At 61.8% G+C, this 19,361-nt stretch carries 16 protein-coding genes; 10 read left to right on the plus strand and 6 right to left on the minus strand.

Annotation, left to right across the window (positions count from 1 at the left end):
• Window positions 1-102: 102 nt before the first annotated feature.
• Window positions 103-3,924, plus strand: coding sequence for a DEAD/DEAH box helicase (locus BN1137_RS11490; protein ID WP_050718740.1), 3,822 nt, complete (start codon window positions 103-105; stop codon window positions 3,922-3,924).
• A gap of 133 nt (window positions 3,925-4,057) precedes the next feature.
• Here the strand turns inward: BN1137_RS11490 and BN1137_RS11495 are convergent, their stop codons facing one another.
• On the minus strand, window positions 4,058-4,951 hold the full coding sequence (locus tag BN1137_RS11495) for a DNA replication terminus site-binding protein (RefSeq protein WP_050718741.1): 894 nt from the start codon (window positions 4,949-4,951) through the stop codon (window positions 4,058-4,060).
• Window positions 4,952-5,472: 521 nt separating this feature from the next.
• Between BN1137_RS11495 and BN1137_RS11500 the strand changes: the two genes are divergently transcribed.
• From BN1137_RS11500 to BN1137_RS22000, 7 genes are all read left to right on the plus strand, one after another.
• Window positions 5,473-5,682: a DUF1127 domain-containing protein gene (locus BN1137_RS11500; RefSeq protein ID WP_050718742.1), complete on the plus strand. Its 210-nt coding sequence runs from the start codon at window positions 5,473-5,475 to the stop codon at window positions 5,680-5,682.
• Between the two features lie 305 nt (window positions 5,683-5,987).
• Entirely contained in the window at window positions 5,988-7,013 is a 1,026-nt protein-coding gene (astE, locus tag BN1137_RS11505) for a succinylglutamate desuccinylase (protein ID WP_050718743.1), read from the plus strand.
• 271 nt (window positions 7,014-7,284) lie between these two features.
• Window positions 7,285-8,382, plus strand: a complete 1,098-nt coding sequence (gene pdhA / locus BN1137_RS11510; protein WP_050718744.1) for a pyruvate dehydrogenase (acetyl-transferring) E1 component subunit alpha — start codon at window positions 7,285-7,287, stop codon at window positions 8,380-8,382.
• A gap of 68 nt (window positions 8,383-8,450) precedes the next feature.
• A complete protein-coding gene (locus tag BN1137_RS11515) occupies window positions 8,451-9,437 on the plus strand; it encodes an alpha-ketoacid dehydrogenase subunit beta (RefSeq protein ID WP_050718745.1) in 987 nt (328 codons plus the stop codon).
• Between the two features lie 94 nt (window positions 9,438-9,531).
• Window positions 9,532-10,632, plus strand: coding sequence for a dihydrolipoamide acetyltransferase family protein (locus BN1137_RS11520; RefSeq protein WP_050718746.1), 1,101 nt, complete (start codon window positions 9,532-9,534; stop codon window positions 10,630-10,632).
• A 203-nt stretch (window positions 10,633-10,835) separates the two neighbouring features.
• Window positions 10,836-11,045: a cold-shock protein gene (locus BN1137_RS11525; protein WP_005331438.1), complete on the plus strand. Its 210-nt coding sequence runs from the start codon at window positions 10,836-10,838 to the stop codon at window positions 11,043-11,045.
• 95 nt (window positions 11,046-11,140) lie between these two features.
• Window positions 11,141-11,446 (plus strand): hypothetical protein, encoded by a 306-nt coding sequence (locus BN1137_RS22000; RefSeq protein ID WP_083443440.1) that lies wholly within the window; start codon window positions 11,141-11,143, stop codon window positions 11,444-11,446.
• Here the strand turns inward: BN1137_RS22000 and BN1137_RS11530 are convergent.
• A complete protein-coding gene (locus BN1137_RS11530) occupies window positions 11,433-11,681 on the minus strand; it encodes a TIGR02647 family protein (protein WP_050718747.1) in 249 nt (82 codons plus the stop codon). The two genes, BN1137_RS22000 and BN1137_RS11530, sit on opposite strands and share 14 nt — an antisense overlap.
• A 245-nt stretch (window positions 11,682-11,926) precedes the next feature.
• Between BN1137_RS11530 and BN1137_RS11535 the strand changes: the two genes are divergently transcribed.
• Complete coding sequence (locus BN1137_RS11535) at window positions 11,927-12,484, plus strand: hypothetical protein (RefSeq protein ID WP_050718748.1); 558 nt, start codon at window positions 11,927-11,929, stop codon at window positions 12,482-12,484.
• A gap of 91 nt (window positions 12,485-12,575) precedes the next feature.
• Window positions 12,576-12,968 (plus strand): DUF2750 domain-containing protein, encoded by a 393-nt coding sequence (locus tag BN1137_RS11540; protein WP_033130508.1) that lies wholly within the window; start codon window positions 12,576-12,578, stop codon window positions 12,966-12,968.
• 132 nt (window positions 12,969-13,100) lie between these two features.
• On the opposite strand, the gene BN1137_RS11545 is transcribed toward BN1137_RS11540, so the two are convergent.
• The 4 genes from BN1137_RS11545 to BN1137_RS11560 all read right to left on the minus strand — a co-directional run.
• Window positions 13,101-14,951 (minus strand): extracellular solute-binding protein, encoded by a 1,851-nt coding sequence (locus tag BN1137_RS11545; protein WP_050718749.1) that lies wholly within the window; start codon window positions 14,949-14,951, stop codon window positions 13,101-13,103.
• 103 nt (window positions 14,952-15,054) lie between these two features.
• Window positions 15,055-15,948 carry an EamA family transporter gene (locus tag BN1137_RS11550; protein ID WP_050718750.1) on the minus strand — a complete coding sequence of 298 codons (894 nt, stop codon included), beginning with the start codon at window positions 15,946-15,948 and terminating at the stop codon, window positions 15,055-15,057.
• A gap of 152 nt (window positions 15,949-16,100) precedes the next feature.
• Window positions 16,101-16,847, minus strand: coding sequence for a DeoR/GlpR family DNA-binding transcription regulator (locus BN1137_RS11555; protein ID WP_050718751.1), 747 nt, complete (start codon window positions 16,845-16,847; stop codon window positions 16,101-16,103).
• A gap of 166 nt (window positions 16,848-17,013) precedes the next feature.
• Window positions 17,014-19,361: formate C-acetyltransferase/glycerol dehydratase family glycyl radical enzyme (locus BN1137_RS11560; protein ID WP_050718752.1), on the minus strand; the 2,348-nt coding region annotated here is incomplete at its 5' end.

Consider the following 19,361-nt stretch of genomic DNA (forward strand, 5'->3'; position numbering starts at 1 on the left):
TTATGAGCCAAGCGGTTTTTTTTGTACTAATTCGCGGTAAAGGGTCGAGCCGCCGCCGCTTTCCCGTTAAAATTCCGCCTTTGCACCTGCCCACGAGTTCTGATGTCAGCCTTCACCCTCTCTTCGGATTGCTATGCCCTGCTCAGCGAGCTGCAACTGCAGCGCGCCGCCAGTACCCGCTATTTGCAAGATCAGCTGCCGCTCGGGCAGGCGCTGATCGACAAGCTGACTCAATTGCAGCAGCAAGGGCTGGTGCGGCTGCGTGGAGAGCATCAGTGGAGCCTGACGGCAGAAGGGACCCTGGCACTGATCCTGGCGGTACGCGAAGGTGCATGCCCGATGCCGGATTGGACGCGGGTACCCTCGGTCACCGGGCAGGAGATGGCGCAGGCGCTGGTGCGTGAGCTCTGCCTGGGGGAGACGGGCCAGATCCCTACCTACTATCAGAGCGCAGAGCTCTTGAGTCTGCTGGATTTGCCGGATGCCCACCGTCTGTTGTCTGGCGCGAGCCCAGCATGGCAGCAGTTGCTGCTGGAACACTTCGCCCTGCAGGCCCTGCTCGACGCCGAACCTGATGCGCATTGGCCGCTGGCGAGTGGCGCGGCCGCTTGCGCCCCCGCCCTAGCGAGTCGGGTAGAGGCGCTGGCCGCGGAGTGGGAGTGGCTCTGCGGCAGCCCTACCGGCGAGGTGATCACTCACTGGCCCGCCTTGCAACTGTTGGCCGAGCAGTCAGCTGACCAGCCCCTGGCCGAGCGGCTACTCGCCGCGCTTGGCCAGTGGCAGGGGCAGGAGCCCTGGCCGCGGATGTTCAGCGCCCTGCTCTGGCTGGGGTGGCTGCAACAGGCCGATCTGGTGCTCGCCAACGAGCAACGCAAGAAATGGCAACGCAGCCTCGGCAATCAGTGCCCGCTGTTGAGCGATCTGCTGGGGCAGTGGGCCGGTGATCGCCACGGCCAGGCGGTCGGTCTGTTCGATACCCTGCAGTTGCCGCTGGAAGAGCTGCATTGGGGCTATCTCTGGCTCGATCTCTGTGCCCTCGCGCGCCATGGCGAACAGAGCCCTCAGGTGACCATCTTGCACAAGTGGGATCTCTCTCATGTGTTGGAGGCCGAACCCCGTCATCGACTGATGGCCTTCTGTCAGGATCTGCTGCGCGGCTTGCTGGGGCTGGCGGCAGAGCACCCTCCGCTGCAGCAGTTGCACGTCGCCAGTGAGCCAGATATGACCGACGAGCAAGATGAAGATGACAAGACCCCGGCCTCGGCCAGCTGGCTGAACTGGCTGCAGGGGCTGGGCCGCTCCAGCGGCGTACGCAAGGCGCAGGAGCGGCTGGTGTGGTTGCTCCATGCCGATGGCCCCGAGCTGGAGTGCAAGATCCAGAAGCAGAGCACCAAGGGGGAGTGGACCGCTGGCCGCCGGGTCGATCCGGCCCTGCTCTCCACCCAGTATGCCGCTCTGCTCGACGAGGCGGACTGGGCGCTGGTGCGCACCCTGCCACGGGTGATGAGCAAGTTGCCGCGGGAGGCCTGGGCACCGCTCGCCGATCACCCCCGCCTGTTCAACGCCAAGGGGCAGAAGCTGCAACTGGCCATCAGCGCCCCCCTGCTGCAGATAGTGGCCACCGAGCAGGGCATGAGCGCCGTGCTGAGCCCGCTTGCCGCGGCGCGCGGGGCGCACATAGTGCCCCTGGCCCAGGACCTGTGGCAGCTCATCCTGACTCCGCAGGCGCTGCTGGACAGACTGCCCGCGCTCGAATCCATTCCCCTGTTGCCCGAGGCCGGGCTGGCGGAGCTGCAGCGCACCCTGGACGCCATCCCCGAGCTGCCATGGCACAGCCAGGTGGCGGGGCTGCAGGGCAATGCCGAACTCGCCCCCTGGCCCGGGGTGCCCTCGGTCCAGCTGGATTGGCAGGATGGCCAGCTGGTGGTCCAGCTGGTGACCCGGCAGGGGGAGCTGCCACCGTTGCCGCTCGGCAAGGGGGAGGCCATAGTGCGGCAGGGGGTCAGGGATTATCACTACTGGCAGCGGGATCTCGCCGCCGAGAAGGGCGAGGCCCAGTTGCTGCGCAACCAGCTGCCCATCGGGCTGCCAGGCAACGAATGGAAGCTGGAGGGTGAGCAGGCGCTGACCCTGGTCAACTCGCTGCCCGAGCTGGTGGAGGCCGGAGTGGTCATTCACTGGCATCAGGACAGCGCCCGCCTCAAGAGCCTCGACGAGGCGGCCCTCAGCCTGCGCATCGAGCGGCGCCAGGACTGGTTCCAGATTGAAGGTGCCCTGGCGCTGGACGAGCACCAGATCCTCGACCTGCGCCTCATCCTGCGCCAGCTGACCCCGGGTCAGCGCACCGTCCAGCTCGACGAGAAGACCAGCCTGATGCTGAGCGACAAGCTGGTGGAGCGACTCACCATGCTGGGCGCCATGCTGGACGCCGATCAGCGCATCAACAACAAGCTGGCCTATCCGCTGGCCCGCCTGCTGTCGGCGGTGACCACCGCAGGGGATGATGCCTGGCAGTCGTTGCAGCAGGAGTGGCAGCAGGAGGTGGACTGTGCCCCCGAGCTGCTGACGGCGCTGCGGGACTATCAGAAGGACGGGGTGCGCTGGATGGCGACCCTGGCCCACCATGGCTTCGGTGCCTGTCTGGCCGATGACATGGGCCTTGGCAAGACGCTGCAGGCGCTGGTCGTGCTGCGCATGCGCCAGCATCTCGGCCCGGCGCTGGTGGTGGTGCCCAAGTCAGTGGTCACCAACTGGCAGGAGGAGGTGGCCCGCTTCGCCCCCGAGCTGGAGGTGGTGGTGTTCGAGCAGCCCTCCGAGCGGGAAGGGCTGATCCGCGATGCCAGGGCCGGCCAGATCATCCTGGTCAACTACGGCATGCTCGGCAGCCTGGCGCAGGCACTCAAGTCCCGCCGCTGGGCGAGCATGGTGCTGGACGAGGCCCAGCAGATCAAGAATGCCGGCACCCAGCGCGCCAAGCTGCTGTTCCAGCTCGAGGGGGATTTTCGTCTGGCCCTCTCCGGCACCCCCATCGAGAACCATCTGGGGGAGCTGTGGAGCCTGTTCACCTTCATCAACCCGGGTCTGCTCGGCAGCCTCGGCGAGTTCAAGCGTCGCTTCGGCAAGGCGGTGAAGGATCCCCAGCACATGGCGCTGCTGCGGGCGGTGATCAGCCCCTTCATCCTGCGCCGCCTCAAGCAGCAGGTGCTGACCGAGCTGCCGGACAAGACCGAGATCATCCATCACATCAGCCTCTCCCCCGAGGAGCGTCAGCTCTACGAGGCGACCCGGCGCGAGGTGGTGCAGCAGGTGCAGAGCGCCGATGGCCGTGCCCTGATGCACGTGCTGAGCGGCCTGACCCGGCTGCGCCGGCTCTGCTGCTCCCCCAAGCTGGTGATGCCGGAGTGGAGTCAGACCAGCAGCAAGCTGGACGAGGCCATGGGGCTGCTGGAGGAGGCCATCGACGGCGGTCATCGGGTGCTGGTGTTCAGCCAGTTCGTCGATCTGCTGAGCCTGCTGCGGGCCCGCATCGAGCAGAAGCAGTGGGACTACTGCTATCTGGACGGCGGCTGCTCCGCCAAGTCCCGCCAGGAGTCCATCCTGCGGTTCCGTCACGAACCTGTCCCGCTGTTCCTCATCAGCCTCAAGGCCGGTGGCACCGGTCTGAACCTGACCCAGGCCGATACCGTGCTGCACCTGGATCCCTGGTGGAACCCGGCGGTGGAGGATCAGGCGAGCGATCGGGCCCACCGGATGGGGCAGACCCAGCCGGTGACCGTGTATCGGCTGGTGTGCGAGCAGACGGTGGAGGAGAAAATAGTGGCGCTGCACGACGAGAAGCGGGCACTGGCCGATGGCCTGCTCAGCGGTCAGTCCGAGGTCCGTGGCCTGGATGTGGAGAGCCTGCGCGCCCTGCTGATGAGCTGATGACGGCGGTGGTTGCCCATGTGCGAGAGGGGGATGGTCTTGGTGATCATCCCCCCTCGTCTTTTTTCAGGGCTTCAGGGCGCTTATCTCCCGCGTCAGGGCATCTCTGCAACGCGTCTGGCTGAGGGAGCGGCTAGCCCTGATAGCGATAGAGATGTAGCCGCTCTATGATGGCCTCGCCGCCTATCTTGCGATCCCGCCGCGCCTGGCGCAGCTTGGGCGGGTAGTGGCCGAGGTGGGTGACGCTGGGCGGGGTGTCCGAGCAGAGCAGCAGCGGCAGGCTCGCCTTGAGCTGCTGCTTGCGCGGCTCCCTGTCCTGCCAGAGCAGGTTGATCATGGGGTGGGTCTTGACCGGCCGCCGGATCCGCAGCTCGGCGTCGGCGGGCAGACGGCGAATGTCATACACCTCCTGATCCACCATCTTGCTCCACTCCTCGTTGTTGGAGAGCGCCGGGATATAGCGGCGGCTGCGCTCCAGCATCTCGAGCACCTGCTCGCAGCTGAGGCGACTGATGCTCTGCTTGTCGGCCCAGGTAAAGCCCAGCGAATGCAGCTCCCCCTCCAGCAGGGTCAGCTTGCGGTAGACCTGCAGGGTGATGACCCCGGGCAGCGCGCTGTGCACCAGTTCGAACTTCTCATCCCGTCCGCCCGCTTGTTGCACAAGTGCCTTGAAGGCGAGTTTGTGGCCATTGATCTCTTCGATCAAAGGGGTTAACAGGGCAGCGCTGGCGGCGGGGAAGCGCAGCCAGCCCGGCAGCCTGTGGGTGGCCTTGGTGGAGCAGCCGGGGCGGGCACTGTGATCCTGATAGGCGGCCAGGGTGGCGGCCAGCGCGGCCTCGCCGCCCAGATAGCCCACTTCTATGGTGTCGATGGGATCATGCTCTTCCCCCAATGGCACCGCGGGCAGGGGATAGACATGAGCCTCCAGCGGCTCGAGTTGACCGAGTAGCCGGGCGAGGCGGGCCAGGGCATCTTCCAGCACCAACATCTGTTGACGCAGGGCGGCGGTGGGAGTAAAGGTATCCATCGGCAAATCCTGTGGTCGGCGCCATTCTTGTCCGTGATGGACGAAAAACGGCGCTGGCTAAACTACTGTATAAATAAACATACCAGCATGCCACAAGGGCGCCAAGTGCCTCTTCGATCCCCTCCCGGAGCGAAGTGCAAATGTGATAGCCATTTGAGCGTTTTCTTTTTGTATCTTCCTGTTAAATAAGGATCAATAAAAGATCGCTTGATTAACAACTGGCTGTAAACATCAGGTTGCGAGCGGGATCGCCGGAACTGGTAGCTGCATACCTAATTTGGGAAAGTGCATAGTTAGAACTGCACCATGCAGCAGAAAATGCTGCCGGGGAAATGGCCGGAATAACAAGAGAGTATTGTTGTTTAAAATCAATGGCTTGATGTTTTACTCAAGGCGACTTGCGTCATTAGTTTTACTAATGTCTTGTATCAAAATTCGTCAATTGAGACGCCTCCTCTGCCTGACTAAGCTTTGCGCATCAAATCCGAGCCTTGCGCAGAACCAGAAAGAGGAGCCATATCATGGCCAACATGACTTATACCGAAGCCGGTTACCAGCATTCCAGCCAATCGAATCTGGCTGCTCGTCTGAAAACGACCGTCCTGACCTGGCTGGAACGCAGCCGCAGTCGTCGCCAGCTTTCCGAGCTGCCCGCCTACCTGCTCAAAGACATCGGCCTTAACGAAGCCGACCGCTATCAAGAGACCACCAAGCCGTTCTGGCGTGGTTGATCAGCCGGGCATGGATGCCTCGTTTTTCTGCTGACAGTGTTTCGTTGTTGCTAGTGTTGCTTCGCCGATAGTCCCCAGTATTGCCACCGCTGACCTGATCTCCCCTTGCACCACCCAGTTTGAATACCCCGTTCGTCCACGCTGCCTGCTCGCCATCCCTATTACGTCATTTGTCATCGTTTGTTATCACATTTGTATCCTTACTGTTTGAATTTGTTTAAAAACTGATTTTAAGCCAGAGCGCCTTGCGTATAATCCGCATTGTCTGACATCGACAAGTGTGAACCGACAAGAGGGTGAGACGGATGATTCCCCAGCATGACTTTTTGGCCCTGACCCGCCGCCACGAGTGGCAGCTTGAGCCCTTTGCATTCGACTTGGCCAACGGCGACAAGGTGAGCGTGTGGGACACCGGGGTGCTCTGCCTGGAGCCCGCCAGCGGCGCAGGTGATCAACCGGGCGGGCGCAAGGACATAGTGCTCTCCTGCGGCGTTCACGGTAACGAGACCGCGCCCATCGAGATCTGCAACCAGTTGCTGACCAGGCTGCTCAGCGGTGAGCTGCAGACCCGCCACCGGGTGCTGTTCCTGTTTGGCAACCCGGCCGCCATGAACCTGGGGCTGCGGGAGGTAGAAGAGAACATGAATCGGCTGTTCTCCGGCGCCCACAGCAAGGGGGAGGGGCTGTGCAACCGGGAGCGGATCCGCGCCATGCGCCTCGAGCAGTATGTGAGCCGCTTCTTCGCAGGCCCCGCGCGGCCCCGCTATCACTACGATCTGCACACCGCCATTCGCGGCTCGCGCCACGAGAAGTTTGCGGTTTATCCCTTCCCCCACGAGCGGCCCCACTGCAAAGAGCAGGTGCAGTTCCTCGGCGCCTGCGGGGTGCGCACCATACTGCTCTCCGGCGGGCCGACCACCACCTTCAGCTATTACAGCTCACACCAGCATGACGCCCACGCCTTCACGGTGGAGCTTGGCAAGGTGCGCCCCTTTGGCGAGAACGACATGACCCGCTTCATCGAGGCTCGCCAGGCATTGCAGGAGCTGGTGACCCGGGACGAGATGGCGCTTGAGCCCTGGCGGGCGGATGACTTCACCCTGTTCGCCATCGATCGGGTGATCAACAAGCGCTCCGAGCAGTTCCGCTTCCTGTTTGCCAGCGATGTGGACAATTTCACCGAGTTTCCCCAGGGGTTTGTGCTGGCAGAGGACGGGGATCGGCAGTACAGGGTAGAGAAACCGCGGGAGGCAGTGGTGTTTCCCAACGCCAACGTGGCCATCGGCCAGCGCACCATGCTGCTGGTGGTACCGACCCGGTTGTGGGAGTGATCTGACACCGATTTTGCCCATTGGATCTGCGGCCTGACTGGCTGCTAGCACCGATCCACGGATGGGCATGATCCCGTGCCCGCTATGACAGGGAGCCCGAAAGGGCTCCCTTGTTCGTTTCTGCTCGCCGAAAATCTCATCTTCTTTCTGAAATTAAAGAAGTTTCTACTGGTCTAACCTGACGAATTCTCATTGCTATAAAGTTAACATGTTGTTTACATTTTGAGGGTCACCTCATGGTGGTGACGCTGACAACGGCAAGGAGCCAGTTATGACCCATGTCGACATCCCTTTCCTTCGTTACCTCGATGAGGAGGGGCGCCCGGTCGCGACACTGCCGACCTGGCTGGACAAGGCGATACTGCACACCTTCTACCGCAACATGGTGATGGTGCGCAGCTATGACAAGAAAGCGATCGCGCTGCAGCGAACCGGCAAACTCGGCACCTTTCCCTCCCACCTGGGGGCGGAAGCGGTGGGGATTGGGGTCGGGCTCGCCATGCGGCCAGAGGATGTCTACGTACCCTATTACCGGGACATGCCGACCCTCTATGTGAGAGGCGTGCCCATGGAGCAAAACCTGCAATATTGGGGCGGGGATGAGCGGGGTAGTGTTTTCTATAAAGCTGATGGCGAATTATCGGAAGATTTACCTATCTGCGTGCCCATCGCCACCCAGATCACCCACGCCGCCGGCATCGCCGCGGCCTTCAAACTGCGCAACCAACCCAGAGTCGCCGTGGTCACCATCGGCGATGGTGGCACCTCCAAGGGGGATTTCCTGGAGGGGCTCAACTGCGCCGGGGTCTGGCACCTGCCCATGGTGATGATCATCAACAACAACCAGTGGGCCATCTCGGTGCCGCGCAAGCTGCAGACCAGCGCCCCCACCCTGGCCCAGAAGGGCATAGGGGCCGGGGTGCGCAGCCTGCAGGTCGATGGCAACGACGTGGTGGCCGTCTATGAGGCGACCCGCGCCGCCATGGAGCGAGCCCGCAGTGGCAAGGGGCCGACCCTGATCGAAGCGGTCAGCTACCGGCTCGGGGATCACACCACCGCCGATGATGCCACCCGCTATCGGGAATCCGCCGAGGTGGAAGCCGCCTGGGCCAAGGAGCCGGTCAAGCGGCTGCGCCAGTTCATGGCCGAGCAGGGCTGGTGGGACGAGCAGCAGGAGCAGGCCTTGCTGGCGGAAGCCGCTCGTGAGGTCGAGCGCGCCGTCGCCGCCTACGAGGGCACCGCGCCTCAGGCACCGGAGACCTTGCTCGATTATCAGTTTGCCGAGCTGCCAAAGGATTACCGCGCGCAGCGCCAGCGCATCATCGCCAAGGGCATGCAACTGCACGGCGGGGAGACAGATCATGAGTGAAATCACACTGCTCGAAGCGGTCCGCCTGACATTGCATCACGAGATGGCTCTGAGCTTGGGGAGGCTGCATGAGTGAAATAACGTTGCTAGAAGCCATCAATCTGGCGCTGCATCATGAGATGGAGCATGACCCCGATGTGGTGGTGCTGGGCGAGGATGTGGGGGTCAACGGCGGGGTATTTCGCGCCACCGTGGGGCTGCGCGACAAGTTCGGTTTCAAGCGGGTGATAGACACGCCGCTGGCCGAGGGGCTGATCGCCGGGGTGGCGGTCGGTATGGCGACCCAGGGGCTCAAGCCCGTGGCCGAGTTCCAGTTCCAGGGCTTCATCTTCCCCGGCATGGAGCAGATCATCTGTCAGGCGGCGCGGATGCGCAATCGCACCCGTGGCCGGCTCTCCTGCCCCCTGGTCTACCGCTCCCCCTATGGCGCCGGCATCCATTCGCCGGAGCACCACAGCGAGAGCGTGGAGGCGCTGTTCGCCCATATTCCCGGCCTGCGGGTGGTGATCCCCTCCAGCCCCAAGCGGGCATATGGTTTGCTGCTCTCCGCCATCCGAGACCCGGATCCGGTGATGTTCTTCGAGCCGGATCGCATCTACCGCTCCATGAAATCCGAGGTGGTGGATGACGGCATCGGCCTGCCGCTCGACGTCTGCTTTACCCTGCGACCGGGGCGGGATCTCACCATCGTCGCCTGGGGCGCCTGCATCCAGGAGGTGATGCGGGCCGCCGCCCTGTTGGCGGAGCAGGATATCCAGTGCGAGGTGCTGGATTTGGCGACCATCAAGCCGCTCGACATGGAGAGCATCCTCAGCTCGGTGCGCAAAACCGGCCGCTTGCTGGTGGTGCACGAGGCCTGCGGCAGCTTCGGGGTTGGCGCCGAGATAGTGGCGCGGGTTACCGAGGAGGCACTGACCTCCCTCAAGGCGCCGCCCAAGCGGCTCACCGGGGTGGACGCCGCCGTGCCCTACTATCGCAACGAGGCCTATTACCTCATCACCGAGCAGGATATCGCGGGTGCGGCTCACCAGCTGATGGAGAAAAATTGGCTATGACCTTGTGCATAGATTGGCGGTTGAACGACCGCGCAAACGACAGGCATGGAATTTTTCAACGTGCGGTGATTTCCCAGCGGATGGAGAACGGGTCATGAAATTTTTCAAATTACCGGATCTGGGCGAAGGACTGGCCGAGGCCGAGATAGTGGAATGGAAGGTGAGTGTCGGCGATACCGTGAGTGTCGATCAGGTGTTGCTGTCGGTAGAAACCGCCAAGGCGCTGGTGGATGTGCCCTCGCCGGTGGCCGGGGTCATCGCTAGGCTGTGCGGCCAGGAGGGGGACATCCTCCACATCGGCGCCCCTCTGGTGGAGTTTGAAGGGGGCGAGGACGATGGCACTGTGGTGGGCAAGGTGAGCGCCCATCAGCAGCATATCGAGGATCACTTCGTGGTGGGTGCCATGGCCCCCGGCGGCAGCCTGGTGCAGGCCATGCCCGCGGTGCGGTTGCTGGCGCAAAAGCTCGGCCTCGACATCGACAAGATCAAAGGCAGCGGCAGTGCCGGCATGGTGATAGAGCAGGACGTGCAAGGGGCATTCGAGGCGATGCAAGAGAGCGGCAACGAGTTCCTCAAGGGCTCGCGCCGAGCCATGGCCAAGGCGATGGAACTGTCCCATCAGACGGTGGTGCCGGTCAGCCTGACCGACGAGGTTGACCTGCGCCACTGGCGCGCGGACGAAGACGTGACGGTACGCCTCATCAAGGCCATCGGGGTGGCGTGCCGCGCCGAACCTTCCATGAACGCCTGGTTTGATGGCGATACCCTGTCGAGACGCCTGTTCAAGGAGGTCAATGTAGCCATCGCGGTTGACTCCAAACACGGTCTCTATGTGCCCGTGATGGAGAACGTGGCCGAGCGGGAGCGGGCAGATATCCGCCAGGGACTGGATAGGATGATTACCGATGTGAAGGCCCGCGCCGTACCGCGGGAGATGCTGCAGGGCGCGACCATCACGCTGACCAACTTTGGCGCCATCGCGGGTCGTTACGCCAGTCCCATCGTCACGCCACCGCAGGTGGCCATCATTGGGGCAGGCAAGTTGTTCGAGAAAGTGGTGTTCATCCACGGGGAGGCGCGGCCGGTTCGGGCCCTGCCATTGTCGATGACCTTTGACCATCGCGCCTGCACCGGCGGGGAGGCGGCGCGCTTTCTCAAAGCCCTGGTTCAGGCACTGGAAGCGGCGGAGGTATAAGCGTGTGCACCCTGCCCTTGGCAGGGTGCAAATTTGATTGCGTAATCGACAAAGGCACGTATAATCTAAACCAGCTTGAAAGGGCTTAGTTGTGTCAATGAATATGATGTTTTACATCCTTTTACGTTGCTCATGAGTTAATCCCGGTTTTGAGCTTTATCCGCTGAAAAGCATAAGTAATTTTTTGAATACAGGTTAAAGATATGTCTAACATGATCACCGGTACCGTTAAGTTTTTCAACGAAACCAAAGGTTTTGGCTTCATCCAGCAAGAAAACGGCCCGGACGTTTTCGTTCACTTCAGCGCTATCAGCGGTAACGGCTTCCGTACCCTGGCTGAAGGCCAGCGCGTACAGTTCTCCGTGACCCAAGGTCAGAAAGGCCCGCAGGCTGAGAACGTAACTGCTCTGTAATTCTTACAGAATTTAAGAAAGCCGTGGTACCTCTGGTGCCACGGCTTTTTGTTTTGTGCCATATTATTAAGCCATGTTTTCCTCTGACGACCACCATGCTTTCATCACTCTTGTTGACCGTTGCACTGTCCAGCCTTGCACAATCCCCAGCACCCAGCCCTGTGGCTCAGGATGCCATTACGGTATGCCAGCAGTTCATAGAGGTACGGTTGGGGAAGACGGATCTGCCTGATGAAATCAAAGCACTGTCGGTGCCAAAGCGGGCGGGAGAGTGGCTGGTGGATGGCAAGGTAAAAGGACCCGAAGGTCCTTTGTTGTTTGCTTGTCTGCTGCGGCAGGGGAAGCGCTGGGAGTTACTCAACTTTTCACTCTGGGCACCGCAAGAAATTAGCTCTGTTTGAGTGCCACCAGCAGATGTTGAAGATGTTCGAGCATGGTCATGCCGAAAGGGGTCAGATAGCCGCCATCGGTGGCACTGATCAGACCGCGCTGATGCAGGCGCTCTGCCGCCTGGCACAGCTCATCAGACATGTCGCTGCGTAACTTGATCCCCTGACTCATGTTGGCCGGATCAAAGCATGCCAGTATTTTCAGCTCATTCACAAAACCGTCAGAAACCTGGTCGATCCCACTCATGGATGCACTCCTTACGCGAAAGATGTATGCAAACTAGCATTCCCGATTTTACTTTAGTGGGCGCTGGCTCAAAGTATTGGGCTTTGTTCGGGCCAAGGTGGTGCGAACGCTGTTTTTTTGGCCGCAGACACAGCTCCGGCAAGATGGACGGGTCAGCTCGCGCCTTGCTAAACGTGATAGGATAGTCTCACTTTTGTCGTTCTGACCAGGCATGGTCCCCGCTCTTCCAGCTCAAGGCGTCTCTCATGATCACAGTCACACTGGTATCTCTGCTGCACTCTCTCGGCCCCCGTTTTCCTGTCTATGCCTCCTCCTTGCTGTTACCCCTGCTCGATGCGCATCAAGGGGATCTCTGGTTGCCGGCCATCAAGGGAGCGGATGTCACCGCCTTGCGCCAGCATGACAAAGGCGGGCGTGCACAGGTGCTGGCACCGCTCACGGCGGGGTGGTGTGACTTTGCGGCCAGCGACGGAGGGGATACACCCGAACTCGATGCGCTGGCGAGTTACGATGAGGAAATGCTGGATAACCTGCTGATGTATTGGCACAGCCCGGCCAAGATTAACAGCCCGATCACCGATAACCTGTTCGAGTTGCGTCGTGAGGTGGTGGATGAAGCCCATGGCGCCAAGTTGGCTGCCGCCTGGAAGCAGCAGCAGCAGGCCAGGTTCGAACAGATCATGCAAGGCGTGCAGGCGGGTCGGGACCAGCTCTGTTTCGTGGAGGTGGAGTCTGCCTACTGGCTGCGCCAGCGTTTTACCGAAACCCCAGACATCACCCTGGTCACCCCGACGCTGGGCTGAGCCATTCCGGTGGTTGTCCCCATGCTCATGCTGGACAAGCCGCCGGCAAGATGTGAACATATCGCCCTTTATTGAATGAGAGACTTGACCGATGAGCTATGAACTTAGCGACACCGAGCGCAACGCAGCGCTGCAACTGAACGCCGACTACCGCTTTGATCACTTCATCAGCAAGCTGGTCGAGCACGAAGAGCTGTTTGTCCTGACCGATGAACACGGCGTCATGATGCTGACCACCGAAGATGAAGACTGCATCCCGGTCTGGCCACACCCGGAATACGCCAAGGCGTGGGCCGAAGGCGAGTGGGCCGATTGCAAGCCGCAATCCATCACCCTCAAGGTGTGGCTGGAGCGTTGGGTCGATGGCATGGAGCAAGATGAGCTCTGCGTCGCCGTATTCCCGACTCCGGATCAGGAAGGCATTGTGCTGGAGCCGGCCGACGTGGCCGACGCCATCGCTCAGAAGCAGGCCAAGCGCGGTTAATTCCCTCGCTCCTGCTCGCCATGAAAAGACCCCGCTATAGAGCGGGGTCTTTTGTTTTGGGCTTCCCGGATTGTGTAGCAAGCCGACCTCGGCAATAACAGTGCGGGGTCTTCTATTTCAGCTACAGCACCATCAAGGCTGTTGATAGCGAGTATCGACCACCGTCACGGGGGGGAAGGTCTGACCGCTCTTGATGGCGGCTTGCGTCTCCTGCTTTACCTTCTCGTCAATCCAGAACAGGCCGCCAAAGCTGTAGTCCGAATTGGCACCGTCGAGCGGCCAGTACAGCAGATCGCTCTGGGGCGTCGCCGGTATCTTGGGCAGTTTTATCCAGCGCCAGGCACCGGCCCGGGTATAGGGCACCTGATAGGCGGGCACGAAGCTGGCCAGATCAAACAGTCGCTGCTGGATCTGGCGTGACAGCTCGGCCTTCTTGGCAAAGTCGAACGCCTTGTCGTACTGCTCCACCAGGGCGGAGATGGCGTCGTCATCGATATTCATGATGTTGTTGGTCTGCGGCTTGTTGGCGTTGACCTTGTGAAAGTGCTCCCAGTAGGCGGGGTAGCGGCCGGTGCTCCAGCCCATCCAGGCACTCTGGTGTTTCTTCTCCAGCATGGATTTAAAGCCGGCGGAGGCATCCATCAGGTTCAGCTCCAGGTTAAGACCCGCCTTCTTCGCCTCTTCCCGCAGCAGGGTCAGGCGCTGGGCGTGCTCCGCGGTGGTGTAGGTGATGCTGAGGGAGAGGGGTTGCCCCTTGTCGTTTTGCAGCACGCCATCCGGCCCGGTCTTGGTGAAGCCCGCCTTGGCGAAGTAGTCGCGTGCCAGCTTGGGATCGAAGGGGCGCGCCTTGATGTCGGTGTTGGTGAAGGCGCCCTGGCCCGAACCATAACTGTTGAGGCGCTGGTAGTCTCCGCGCAGCAAGGTCGCGATCATCTTGTCGATGGCCAGTGAATACTGGATGCCGAGCCGTACATTGAGGTCTTTGAGCAGCGGGTCTGCGGTGTTGAGATAGAGCCCCATCGGCGACTGCGGCGTCTGGGTATAGAACCAGAGCCGGTCGATGTAACCCTTCTCGAATTCGGCGGTCTTGGTCTTGTCGTGCCACCAGTTGGGCATGACCAGCCCGAAGGTATCGAGCTCGCCGCGCAGGAAGTGCTGCCAGGCGATGTTCTGATCCCGCAGCACCTTGATCTCGATCCGGTCCGGGTTGAAGCGGTGCTGGAAGTAGCGCTCGTCATTGCCCCACCAGTCCTTGACCCGCTCGAAGCTGACACTCTTGCCCTTCTTGACCTCACTGAGTCGATAGGCGCCAGTCACCGGCAGGATCTTCCAGTTGTACTCCTTGACCCAGTCGCCGCTGAGCGTGATGGCGTGGCTCGGCTCGGGAGAAAAGGGGAGGGATTGCAGCAAGTCTTGCCGGCTCTTCTCATTGCCACTGCTGATGGAGAGGGTGTGGTCGTCGAACTTGGTGACATCCTGGATTTGGGTGCTGTAGTAGTTGTTGTACCAGGGGTCGTTTATCTCTTTGCTGCGCATCATCTTCAAGGTAAACAGCCAGTCGTCGGCGGTGACGGGCTGGCCGTCCGACCAGCGTGCCTTGGGGTTGATCTTGAAGTAGAGGGTCTTGTGATCGGCGCCAAATGCCCACTGGTTGGCCAGCATGGGCATGGGATTGCCGGTGAGGGGGTGGGTGGCAAGCAGCGGCAGGCTGGTTTCCCTGATGTAACCCGCGAAGCCGCCGTTGGAGTCCGGTCCGTATTTGCGCAAGGTGAGCGGGAAACTTGCCATGAAGTCGTGGAAGGTGCCACCACGCTGGGCGGCGGGATCGGCATAGACTGGGTCGGTGTCGTTGCTCTCCCACACAAGATCTGCCGGCAAGGCAGCGCACCAGCTTAACGTGCTAAAAAATAGTGGGACCACCAATGCAGTGAATGGTATTGCGCGTGGAAACAGTGACATGGTCGGTGACGAAGGGTGCAGCATATCCTTGCTCTCCTGATGATGGGCGTCCTGCCGAAGTTCAACGATAACAGGCCCATCAGGGCCTATTTCAATCATGGGAAGTTTCCCTCGCTTGGTCAATGCCTCAAAGTTCCGCCTGAGGTTTGAACAGTTTCATGCGCCCTCCCAGCAGATGCACCACGAAGCCGAGCAGCACCAGGCCAGAGCCTAGCCACTGCAAGGCGTTGGGGTGTTCATCCAGCAACAGGGCCGCCGTCACCATGCCGACACAGGGCACCAGCAGGGAGAGCGGCGCCACCTGGGCCACCGGGTAGCGCATCAGCAGCCGTCCCCACAGGCCGTAACCGAGCCAGGTGGCGACCAGGGAGAGATAGAGCACGCACAGCAGCCCCTGCCAGCTGAAGTGCAGCAGGCTCTCTGTGATGCGCTCCGGTCCTTCGAACAGCCAGGAGAGCGCGAGGAACGGCAGTATGGGCACCAGGCCACCCCAGGCGATGAGGCTCGGTAAGCTGGTCTGATAGCGCAGGCCGATCTGGCGATTGATGACGTTGCCAAGACCCCAGCAGGCGGAGGCGCACAAAGTCAGCACGAAGCCGAGCAGGGTGAGATTGCCCTCGCCGTTGGCGGCAATCAGATAGAGGCCGGCGCCCGCCAGGGGCAGGGCCACCCAGTGATGGGTCTGCCAGCGCTCCCCGAGCCAGATCATGGCGAACAGCAGGGTGAACAGTACCTGGGATTGCAGCACCAGCGAGGCCATGCCCGCCGGCATGCCAAATTTCATGGCGCTGAACAGGAAGGCAAACTGCCCAAGGCTGATGGCGCCACCATAGGCCAGCAACCAACGCCAGGGCATGGCGGGTCTGGGCACCAGCAAGATGGCGGGGAATACCACCCCGATGAAGCGCAGCGCCCCCAGCAGCAGGGGCGGGATCCCCTCCAGCCCCCACTTGATCACCACGAAGTTGAGTCCCCAGCAGAGGATGACCAGGGCGGCCAGACACTTGTCCTTGGCTTGCATTATTCGTCCTTGTTTGCCTGCACGGCTTGATAAGAGAAGGCGCCGGACGGTGCCGGCGCACGGGCAGAGACTCGAGCATAACCGCTAAGGGGTGAGGGGCGTCAACCCGCGATGTGTAATGGATATGCGGCCATATGGCGCCGCAGAGGCGCTCAGGCGGCGACGCAGTGCAGGGTCACCCCACGGGCTTCGAGGGCGCTGCGCATGGCCGCAGGCAAGGCGTCATCGGTGACCAGCACACCGATCTGCCCCGGCGTGCCAAGGGGGCTGGGGTGGATGGCGCCAAACTTGCTGCTGTCGGTGATGACGATGTTGGTCACCCCCTTGGCCAGCACGCTGTTGACCACGTCGGCCCGCATCATGTCCCGGCCGGTGAAGCCGGTGTCGGGGTGAAAACCATCGACCCCGATGAAGGCCTTGGAGAAGTGCACTTGCTCGATGCAGAGGCGGGTGAGGGGCCCCACCACGCTCTCGCTCTGCTGCTGATAGAGCCCCCCGAGCAGCACGACCTGGGTCTGGGTGTCTTTGAGCAGATGGGCGATGAAGCTGCTGATGGTGATGATGGTCACCCGCTTGTGCAGAGCCAGGTGGCGGGCCAGCAGGGCGTTGGCGCTGCCTCCCTCGATAAACACCGTCTCGCCATCTTCCACCAGTTGGGCTGCCCGCTCGGCGAGCCGCTCTTTGAGCAGGTAGTTGATGTTCATGCGGGCGTCGGGATCGTCGCTGTCCAGCGCCATGGCCGAGCCGTGCACCCGTTTGAGCAACCCCTGCTTTTCCAGCGCGGTGAGGTCGTTACGCACCGTCACCTCGGAGACGCCCGTGTGTTGGGCGAGTTCACTCACGCTCATCTTGTGAGCCTGATGGACCAGGGTGAGGATCTGTTGGCGGCGTAGATTCATGGCAAGGACTCGATGCGAACGATGAAATGGCATGGCGGCCGAGGCCGCCATGAAGGTACCCGTCAGAGACTGAGCTCGATGGGGGGATGATAGCATCTTGTGCCAGCAGCGATAAGACGGTGAAAACGCTCAATAATGTGCATTTTCACTCACCGTGGCCCGGCGTTCAGAGGCTGTGTTCGGTGCGGGCTATGATGTCGTCCTGGGCATCCGGTGACAGGGCGGTGAAGAAGGCGGAATAACCCGCCACCCGCACCACCAGATCCCGGTACTTGGCTGGCTCGGCCTTGGCCGCCAGCAGGGTCTCGCGAGAGACGATGTTGTATTGCACGTGCCAACCCTTGTGCACCTCGAAGAAGGTGCGCAGCAGGCTCATCAGCTTGGCCTTATCCCGCTCGTTTTCGAGGCTGGCCGGGTTCAGCTTCTGGTTGAGCAGCACGCCGCCGAGGATGGCCGCGGTGGGCAGCTTGCCAAGGGAGTTGAACACCGCGGTCGGCCCCAGTCTGTCCGAGCCCGAGGCCGGGCTTGCCCCCTCCGCCAGCGGCGTTCTGGCATGGCGGCCATCCGGGGTCGCCATGGTGGCCGCGCCAAAGGGCACGTTGGCGGAGATGGACGAAGTCCCAGCGTAGTAGGTGCCGCCAATGGGGCCACGGCCGAAACGGGTGTTATGCAGTCCCTTGAGCTCATCGATATAGCTCTGGTAGGCGCGCACCAGCAGCAGATCCACCTCGTCCTGATCATTACCGTATTTCGGCGCCGCATTGGTGAGGCGCTGGCGCAGCAGCTCGCCATTCAGCCCGGCGAAGTCCTGCTCCAGGGCCTCGGCCAGGACCGCCTGATCGACCTTGCCCTGCTCGAACACCAGCTGTTTGATGGCCGCCAGGCTGTTGCCGAGATTCGCGATGCCCACCTGCAGGCCGGAGACCCAGTCATAGACGGCGCCGCCCTGCTTGATGGTCTTGCCGCGCTCGATGCAGTCATCCACCAGTGTGCTGCAGAGAATGTCGTGGGCTTGACTCTCCAGCACCGTATCCACCACGCAGTCGATCTCGATGGACTTGCGGGTGAAGTAACGTACCTGCTCGTCCCAGCTTGCCATCACCTCTTCAAAGGAGCCGAAATTGCCGTCCCGCAGGGCTTGATACTGGGGCAGGAACACCTGGCCTGTGGTGGCGTCGCGGCCGCCGTCCAGCGCCGCCAGCAGGATGCGGGCGAAGTTGATGAAGCTCATGCCGGTGCAGCGATAACCCCACTTGCCGGGCACGGCTGTCTCGATGCAACCGATGGCGGCGTAGTGGTGGGCATCCTCCACGCTCACCCCGAGCTTGATGAACTCGGGGATGACGATCTCGTCGTTGTTGAAGGCGGGCATGCCAAAGCCGCAGCGGATCACCTGGATGCAGGCATCGAGGAAGTCCTCGCTCATGCCCGCGTGGTAGCGCACCGAGAGGTTGGGCTGGGTCGAGCGCAACTGGCCGCAGGATTCCAGGATGGCGTAGGAGAGGCCGTTGACCGCGTCATGGGCCTGGCCATTGCGCCAGTTCTGGCCGCCGATGGTGACGTTTTGATACAGCGGGCTGCCGGCGGAGGCCTTGGAGTGGGTACCGGAGCGGATCTTGTTTACCTCCAGCAGTTTCAGCCAGCAGGATTGCAGCAGCTCGATGGCACGCTCTCGGGGCAGGGATTCTGACAGCTCTACCTCCCGGCGGTACCAGGGATAGAGGTATTGGTCCATGCGGCCAAACGACACCGAGTGGCCGTTGGATTCGATCTGCAAGATGAGCTGGATGAAATAGCACAGCTGCAGCGCCTGCCAGAAGGTCTCTGGCGGCTGGTGGGCGATGTGAGCGCAGTTGGCGGCGATCTGCAGCAGCTCGGTGCGGCGCTCCGGTCTGGGATCGCTTCCCGCCATCTCGCGAGCCAGGGCGCCGTAGCGCTCGATGTGCTCGCTGACTGCTTCAAGGGTTATGGCGACCCCTTGCAGGAACTGCTCTCTTTGCAGATCTGCCCAGTCGGCGAGATCGAGCCGGCCACGGCGCTCGCTCACGCGAGTCTGCAGACCTCCCAGCCCCTTGCCGAGCAGCTCGTCGAAGTTGACCGCGAGGTGGGCATCCCCCGAGGTCATGTTGCCCTCGGCCTTGATGATGCCGCTCTCCAGCAGCGCTTTTTGCTCATCGGTGAACATGCCAAGGCAGCGATCCTGCACCGTCTGGCCGCGCCAGAAGGGGGTGAGTGCATGAATGGCTTGCTTGTCGGCCTCGCTCACCGCGAAGCCGGCGCCTGGCCTGTCCCCCAGCTCGTCTATCTCCTTCTCAATCCAGCCCACGGTGTATTCGGGGAACAGCGGCGCACCGCGCACCTGGCTCGCCTGGTTGCCGACGATAAGCTCGTCGTGCTTGATCCAGATGGTGCGCTCCTTCAGGTGATGAGCCAGCGCCAAGGCGCGGCGTACCGGAAGGGGGCGGGCGAGGTGGGCCTGATAGGCCTCTGTGTAGTGGCGGGCCCGCTCGGTAC

This window comes from Aeromonas tecta (assembly GCF_000820185.1).
Classification (GTDB): domain Bacteria; phylum Pseudomonadota; class Gammaproteobacteria; order Enterobacterales; family Aeromonadaceae; genus Aeromonas; species Aeromonas tecta.